The sequence below is a fragment of the Actinomadura rubrisoli genome (assembly GCF_004349215.1).
GTDB lineage: Bacteria > Actinomycetota > Actinomycetes > Streptosporangiales > Streptosporangiaceae > Spirillospora > Spirillospora rubrisoli.
On record NZ_SMKU01000429.1, the window covers coordinates 1 to 7,005 of the forward strand.

The 7,005-nt window shown below is 73.6% G+C and carries 7 protein-coding genes; 3 read left to right on the plus strand and 4 right to left on the minus strand.

Annotation, left to right across the window (positions count from 1 at the left end):
• A partial coding sequence (locus E1298_RS41965) for a tetratricopeptide repeat protein (RefSeq protein ID WP_131902957.1) occupies positions 1-416 on the plus strand: 416 nt, incomplete at its 5' end.
• Here E1298_RS41965 and rlmB read toward each other — a convergent pair.
• The 4 genes from rlmB to E1298_RS41985 form a co-directional block, all read right to left on the minus strand.
• Positions 405-1,322 (minus strand): 23S rRNA (guanosine(2251)-2'-O)-methyltransferase RlmB, encoded by a 918-nt coding sequence (rlmB, locus tag E1298_RS41970; RefSeq protein WP_131902958.1) that lies wholly within the window; start codon positions 1,320-1,322, stop codon positions 405-407. The genes E1298_RS41965 and rlmB overlap by 12 nt on opposite strands.
• Before the next feature lie 126 nt (positions 1,323-1,448).
• A complete protein-coding gene (gene cysS, locus E1298_RS41975) occupies positions 1,449-2,846 on the minus strand; it encodes a cysteine--tRNA ligase (protein ID WP_131902959.1) in 1,398 nt (465 codons plus the stop codon).
• A gap of 76 nt (positions 2,847-2,922) precedes the next feature.
• A complete protein-coding gene (locus E1298_RS41980) occupies positions 2,923-4,167 on the minus strand; it encodes an RNA polymerase sigma factor (RefSeq protein ID WP_131902962.1) in 1,245 nt (414 codons plus the stop codon).
• Positions 4,168-4,232: 65 nt separating this feature from the next.
• The gene (locus tag E1298_RS41985) at positions 4,233-4,598 is read right to left on the minus strand and encodes a YciI family protein (protein WP_131902960.1); all 366 of its coding nucleotides are present in this window, start codon (positions 4,596-4,598) and stop codon (positions 4,233-4,235) included.
• A 304-nt stretch (positions 4,599-4,902) separates the two neighbouring features.
• On the opposite strand from E1298_RS41985, the gene E1298_RS41990 reads away from it, so the two are divergent.
• The gene (locus E1298_RS41990) at positions 4,903-6,072 is read left to right on the plus strand and encodes a hypothetical protein (protein WP_131902961.1); all 1,170 of its coding nucleotides are present in this window, start codon (positions 4,903-4,905) and stop codon (positions 6,070-6,072) included.
• A gap of 114 nt (positions 6,073-6,186) precedes the next feature.
• Positions 6,187-7,005 (plus strand): fumarylacetoacetate hydrolase family protein (locus tag E1298_RS41995; RefSeq protein ID WP_207945162.1); only part of this gene is annotated, 819 nt, incomplete at its 3' end.

Genomic DNA, 7,005 nt, shown 5'->3' on the forward strand with positions numbered 1-7,005 from the left:
ACCGGGGGCTCGTCGAGGAGGGGCGGGCGCTCGTCCGGCGGTGCCTGGAGCGGAACCGGCCGGGTCCGTACCAGATCCAGGCGGCGATCAACGCGGTGCACAGTGTGGCGCCGACCGATTGGGGGCAGATCCTGCGGTTGTACGACCAGCTCATGGTGGTGGCGCCCGCTCCCGTGGTGGCGCTGCACCGGGCCGTCGCGGTGGCCGAGGTCGAGGGGCCGGACGCGGCGCTCGCCGTGGTGGACGGTCTCGACCTCGACCGTTATTACCTCTTTCATGCCGTCAGGGCCGATCTGCTCCGGCGGCTGGGGAGGACGCGGGACGCCAGGTCGGCCTATGACGCGGCCATCGAGCGTACGGAGAACGAGGCCGAGCGTGCGTTCCTGCGGCGTCGGCGGGATGCCCTAGGAGCGTAGGCGGCTGATCTCGTAGAGGGCGATTCCGGCGGCGACACCGGCGTTGAGGGACTCGGCCCTGCCGGGCATCGGGATGGTGACGAGCATGTCGCAGGTGTCGGCGACGAGCCGTCCGAGGCCCTTGCCCTCCGAGCCGACGACCAGGACGAACGGGCCGGACGCGATCTCCAGGTCGGCCACGGCGACGGCGCCGCGGGCGTCCAGCCCGGCGACGAAGCAGCCGGACTTCTGGTACGCCTTGAGCTGGCGGGCGAGGTTGGTGGCCTGCGCGACGGGCACGGTGGCGAGCGTCCCGGCGGACGACTTCCAGGCTCCCGCGGTCACCCCGGCGGCGCGGCGCTCGGGCACGACGACGCCGGTCGCCCCGAACGCGGCGGCGGAGCGGACGATGGCGCCGAGGTTGCGGGGGTCGGTGATGCCGTCCACCGCGACGATCAGCGGCGCGGTGCCGGTGAGCAGGTCGCCCGGGTGGGCGTAGCGGTACGGCTTGACCTGGAGCGCGATGCCCTGATGGACGGCGCGGTCGGTGAGCCGGTCGAGCTCGTTCGTGCCGGTCTCCAGCAGCGGGATGCCGCGGTCGGCGGCGAGCTGGATGGACTCGCGGACGCGGTCGTCACCGCCGGACGTGACGTACAGCGCGCTGCCGGGGACGCCGCCGCGCAGGGCCTCGACCACCGGGTTCCGTCCGGTGACCAGCTCAGGGACCTCGCCGTTCGCACGGCGGGCCCCGGCGGGACGGCCCGTGGGCCGCGAGGCGCCCTCGGCGGCCCTGCCGCGGGCGCCGGGGCCGATGGTCGGCGTGCCCGTCCGCCGGGCGCTCTTGACGGCCCGGGCCTTCTGGCGCTTGCCGTGCCAGTGCCGGTCCTCGGCCTTGGGAGTGGGTCCCTTGCCCTTGTTCTTGGCCATACGCCCCTCGCGATGATGTGCGGCTCGCTCGCCTCGCGGATGGCGGGCGGCTCAGATCCTCGCGGGACGGCACCTCGGCGAACGCCCGCGAACCTCCGATTTTATCCCCTGCCCCAAGGACTCGGGTCAGTCGCGCTTCAGTTCCCAGCGGGCGCCGTGCGGGGTGTCCTCCACGACGATCCCGGCCTTGGTGAGGCCGTCGCGGATGGCGTCGGCGGCCTGGTAGTCCTTGCGGGCGCGGGCGGCCTGGCGCTGCTCCAGCGCGACGGCGACGAGGGCGTCCACGACGGGGCGCAGGTCGTCGCCGCCGACCTGGTTCCACTGGTCGGACAGGGGGTCGAGGCCGAGGACGTCCGCCATCGTCCGGACGGACCCGAGCCGCTCACGGACCGCGTCGTGGTCGCCGGACGCGAGGGCGCTGTTGCCCTCCCGGACGGTGTCGTGCAGCGTCGCGAGGGCCTGCGGGACGCCGAGGTCGTCGTCGAGGGCGGCGGCGAACGCGGCGGGCACCTGCGGGGCGGGGGAACCGGCGCCGACGACCTCGGCGGCGCGGACGACGAAGCCCTCGATGCGCTGGTAGGCGGTGACCGCCTCGGCCAGGGCGGCGTCGGTGTAGTCCATCAGCGACCGGTAGTGCGCCGAGGCGAGGTAGTAGCGGATCTCGGCGGGACGGGCCCGGCCGAGCAGGTCGGTCAGCAGGACGACGTTGCCGACGGACTTGCTCATCTTCTCGCCGTCCACGGTGAGGAGCCCGTTGTGCAGCCAGTAGCGGGCGAACCCGTCGCCGGCGGCCCTGGACTGGGCGATCTCGTTCTCGTGGTGCGGGAAGATCAGGTCGACGCCGCCGCCGTGGATGTCGAACGTCCGTCCGAGGTACTTGGTGGCCATCGCGGAGCATTCGAGGTGCCAGCCGGGCCGTCCCTCGCCCCAGGGCGTCTCCCAGGACGGCTCGCCGGGCTTGGCGCCCTTCCAGAGGGCGAAGTCGCGGTGGTCGCGCTTGCAGTCCTCGTTCGGGGTGTCGCCGGACGAGCGCATGTTCTCCAGCCGCTGGTTGGACAGCTCGCCGTAGTGGTCGGCCCAGGACTTCACGTCGAAGTAGACGTCGCCGCCCGCGGCGTAGGCGTGGCCCTTCTCGATCAGCCGCCGCATCAGGACGATCATCTCCGGGACGTGCCCGGTGGCGCGCGGCTCGATCGTGGGCGGCAGGCAGCCGAGCAGGTCGTAGCCGTGGGTGAAGACGCGCTGGTTGCCCTCGGCCACGGTGAACCACGGCACTCCGCGCTCGGCCGCCACCGCGATGATCTTGTCGTCGATGTCGGTGACGTTGCGCGCGAACGTCACCGTGTAGCCGGAGCGGCTCAGCCAGCGCAGCAGCACGTCGTAGATGACGCCCGAACGCAGGTGCCCGATGTGCGGCGCGGCCTGCGGCGTAGCACCGCACACGTACATCCCCACGCGGCCCTCTTCCAGGGGCTCGAACGCGCGGACGCTACGGGTACCGGTGTCGTAAAAGCGCAGGCTCACGAAGCCAGGTTATGGGATGGGAGCGCGACCGCGCGGCGCTCTTCGCAACGCGGCACGCGTTCACATGGCGGGTTCCTCAATCGCCAGTGAGCCCGGCGCACCGGGACTCCAGGTAGCGCTTCTCGGGCAGGCTGGTGGTGGCGCGCGCGGCCTTCCGGTACTCCTCGCGCGCGGCGGCCAGGTCGCCGGCGGTCTCCAGCAGGTGGGCCCGGACGGCGGCGAGCCGGTGGTGCCCGGTCATGCGGTCGTCGCCGTCCAGGGTGGCGAGCAGGTCGAGCCCGGCGCGCGGGCCCCGCACCATCGCGAGCGCCACGGCCTCGTTCAGCGTGACCATGGGGTTCGGCGCCAGGTGCGACAGCAGCCGGTAGAGCGAGAGGATCTGCGGCCAGTCGGTGTCCTCCGGGCGCGCGGCCTCGGCGTGGACGGCGGCGATCGCGGCCTGCATCTGGTACGGGCCGGGCGGCGACCAGGTGAGCGCGTCGGTGATCAGCGCCGTCCCCTCCTCGATGGCCGCGCGGTTCCACAGCGTCCGGTCCTGCTCGGTGAGCGGGATCAGCAGGCCGCCCGCACCGGTTCTGGCCGCGCGGCGGGCGTCGGTCAGCAGCATGAGGGCGAGCAGCCCAGCGACCTCGCCGTCGCCGGGCAGCAGCCCGTGCAGCGCGCGGGTCAGCCTGACCGCCTCGGCGGTGAGGTCGGCGCGCTGCAGGTCCGGGCCGCTGGAGGCGGTGTAGCCCTCATTGAAGGTCAGGTAGAGGATGTGCAGGACGGTGCGCAGCCGCTCGTCGCGCTCGCCGGCGGGCGGCATGCCGAACCGGGCGCCGGTCGCCTTGATCCGCTGCTTGGCCCGGCTGATCCGCTGCGCCATGGTCGCCTCGGGGACGAGGAACGCGCGGGCGATCTGCGCGGTGGACAGGCCGCCGACGGCCCGCAGCGTCAGCGCGACCTGGGACGGCGGCGACAGCGCCGGATGGCAGCACAGGAACAGCAGGGTGAGCGTGTCGTCGCGGTCGCCGGGATGGTCCTCGCCCGGCTCCGGCGCGGCCCGTCCGGTGCCGGACGGGTCCCATGCGGCGACGGCCGCCTCCCGGTCGCGGCGCGCGCTCTCGCTGCGCCACTGGTCGGTGAGCCGCCGGGTCGCGACGGTCAGCAGCCAGCCGCGCGGATTGTCCGGGACGCCCTCTCCCGGCCATTGGACGGCCGCGGCCAGCAGCGCCTCCTGCACGGCGTCCTCGCAGGCGTCGAACGCCCCGTGCCGCCGGACGAGGGTCCCGAGGACCTGCGGCGCGAGGATGCGCAGCAGGTCCTCGGCCGCGCGCGGCACGTCCCCGGCCGCGCGCGGCACATCCTGCGCCGCGCGCGGCGCGTCCTCGCCGGTGGCGGGTTCGGTCACATCTCCGTCCCGGCCGTGTCCAGGACGGCCCGGACCTCCATGTGCCCGCCGAACCGGATGTCCGGCCAGCGCGAGGCGATCTCGACGGCCCGCTCCAGGGTCTCGCAGTCCACGGTGATGTAGCCGGCGAGGTGCTCCTTGGCCTCCAGGAACGGCCCGTCGGTCACGGCGGGCAGCCCGTCCTTCTCCCGGACGGTCTTCGTCTGGGACGGGTCGGCCAGCGGCTCGCCGCGCACCATCTCGCCCCGCTCGGTGAGCTCGTTCATGATCGTCTGGACCTCGCCGAACATCCGGTCGCGCTCCTCGTCGGGCAGCTCCTCCACGAAGCCGGGACGGTTGAAGATCAGCAGCATGTACTTCATCGGGTGTCTCCCCTTGTTCCGCGCCCCTGGTGGCCGCTCGTCACGAGAGGATCGGAGCGGCGGGCGCGTTCTCGACATCCTCCACAAGAAATCTTCGGGAGGATCTTCCGCCGCCGCGCCACCGACCTCCCCGCCTCCCGTCAAGGAGACATCGCCCTCTCCCATACGGTACGTCTCGGCCTTAAAGGCACGCCGCGCGCGATGATCGGCTTGAAGTTCGGGTGAACCGGCCTTGGTGCTGGCTAATCTCGCGTTGGACACCTCCCTCACGAACCGCGCAGGCGCCCTTCCCGGAACGAGAGCCATGCCATCTGACCCGACCCGCCCCGGCGGCCCCCGCTACTCCCGGGGCCAGCGCCGGCTCCTCACCGCCGCCGCCGGCCTCGTCGTCGCCGCGCTGGCGGGCGGCGCCTTCACCCTGACCTACGACGTGGTCCGCGACCTCGCCGTCGCCGGGCGGGCGAGCCGCCGCTGGGCCCCGGTGTACCCGGCGATGGCCGACGCGCTGACCGCGCTGACGATCCTGTCCCTCGTCATCACCCGGAACGCCCGCTGGTGGACGCGGCTGCCGCGCTGGGCGCTGCTGCTCGTCCTGGCCGCCGGGGCCGCCGCCATCGCCGTCCAGGACGCGCTGGAGGGCTTCGCGGCGCTCCCGGACGACCCGCTGCGGATCGGCGTGGCCGTGGCGCCGCACGTCATGCTGGTGATCGCCGTCTGGCTGTGGCTGACGATGGTCAAGCAGATCCGCGTGGCCCGTCCCGCAGCGGGCGACGCCTCCGGGTCCGCGGAGCTTCAGCGCGGGCACGTCAAGGTCATCGAGGCACCGGGCGCCGCGTCCGGCCTGGACGCGGAGCCGGACTACGACGCGGAGCCGGACTACGAGGACGCGCGGCAGGTCATGCCCGCGCGGCCTGAGCTGGAGCAGGGCGCGCGGTTCGAGCTGGAGGAGGCCGCGCCCGCCCAGTACGCGCTGGAGGAGGCCGCGCCCGCGCGCTACGAGTTGGAGGACGACGAGCCCGCGCTGTACGAGGAGGACGACGACGAGCCCGCGCTGTACGAGGCGGAGGACGACGACCCCGCGTGGCCCGAACGGGACGATGACACGCGCACGCCGCCCGCCCTGGACCCGCTTCCCGAGCCGCTGGCCACTGATCCGCCCCCGCCTGCGCTGCTGCCCACCGACGTGGAGCTGGTCCGGCACCGGGACGACGACGAGCAGGAGCCGGAGGGGGTGCGGGTGGCGGCCCGGACGACGCGGCCCGACCTGGTCATGCCCGCCGAGTACGGCCCGGACGGGGACGACCACGACGGCCCGCCCGCCGACCGCGCCGAGGACCCGGACGCCGGGGAGGCGCCCGAACGGGCCCCGCGTTCCGGGGAAGGGGGCGAGCAGGCCGACGATCTCCCGATCTGGGACTGGAACCCGCCGCCGTCGGGCAACTTCCGCAGCTCCCCGCTCCCGCCGGCCGAGTAAAGACGTCCGATCTGCCCCAGTTTGCCGCCCTTTGTGGTGAGTGCCCGGCGCCCGGGAGGGAACTGGGCCCGCGAAGCCCGATGAGAAGGGCGAACCCGGGGAAGATACGTCCCCATGACGACGGTTTCGTGGGTTGAGGTCGACGAGGATGGCGGCTTCGGGATCGAGAACCTGCCGTACGGGGTGTTCTCCCGTCCGGGAGAGCTTCCCCGCGTCGGCGTCGCGATCGGCGACCGCGTCCTCGACCTGGCCGGGCTGTCGGCCGCGGGCCTGCTGGAGGACCGCCGCTACTTCGCGTCCGGCTCGCTCAACGCCTTCATGGTGGCGGGCCGCGCCACCTGGCTCGCCAACCGCGCCCGGCTCGTCGACCTGCTCGGCGACGAGGCGCACCGGCCTCAGGTCGAGCCGCACCTGATCCCGCTGGCGGACGTGGAGCTGCTGCGCCCCATCGAGGTCGCCGACTATGTCGACTTCTACTCCTCCGAGCACCACGCCTCCAACGTCGGGAGGATCTTCCGGCCGAACGGCGACGCCCTGGCGCCCAACTGGAAGCGCCTGCCCGTCGCCTACCACGGCCGCGCGGGGACGGTGTACCCGTCGGGGACGCCGATCGTCCGCCCGCACGGGCAGCGCAAGACCCCCGGCGACCAGGAGCCGACGTACGGGCCGTCCCTCAAGCTCGACATCGAGGCGGAGGTCGGGTTCGTCGCGGGCGTACCGTCCGCGGCCGGACGCGGGGTCCCGGTGTCGGCGTTCCGCGACCACGTCTTCGGGTTCGTCCTGGTGAACGACTGGAGCGCCCGCGACATCCAGTCGTGGGAGTCGCAGCCGCTCGGCCCGTTCCTGAGCAAGTCGTTCGCGACGTCGATCTCGCCGTGGGTGGTGCCGGTCGCCGCCCTGGAGCCCGCCCGCGTCGCCCCGCCCGTCCAGGAC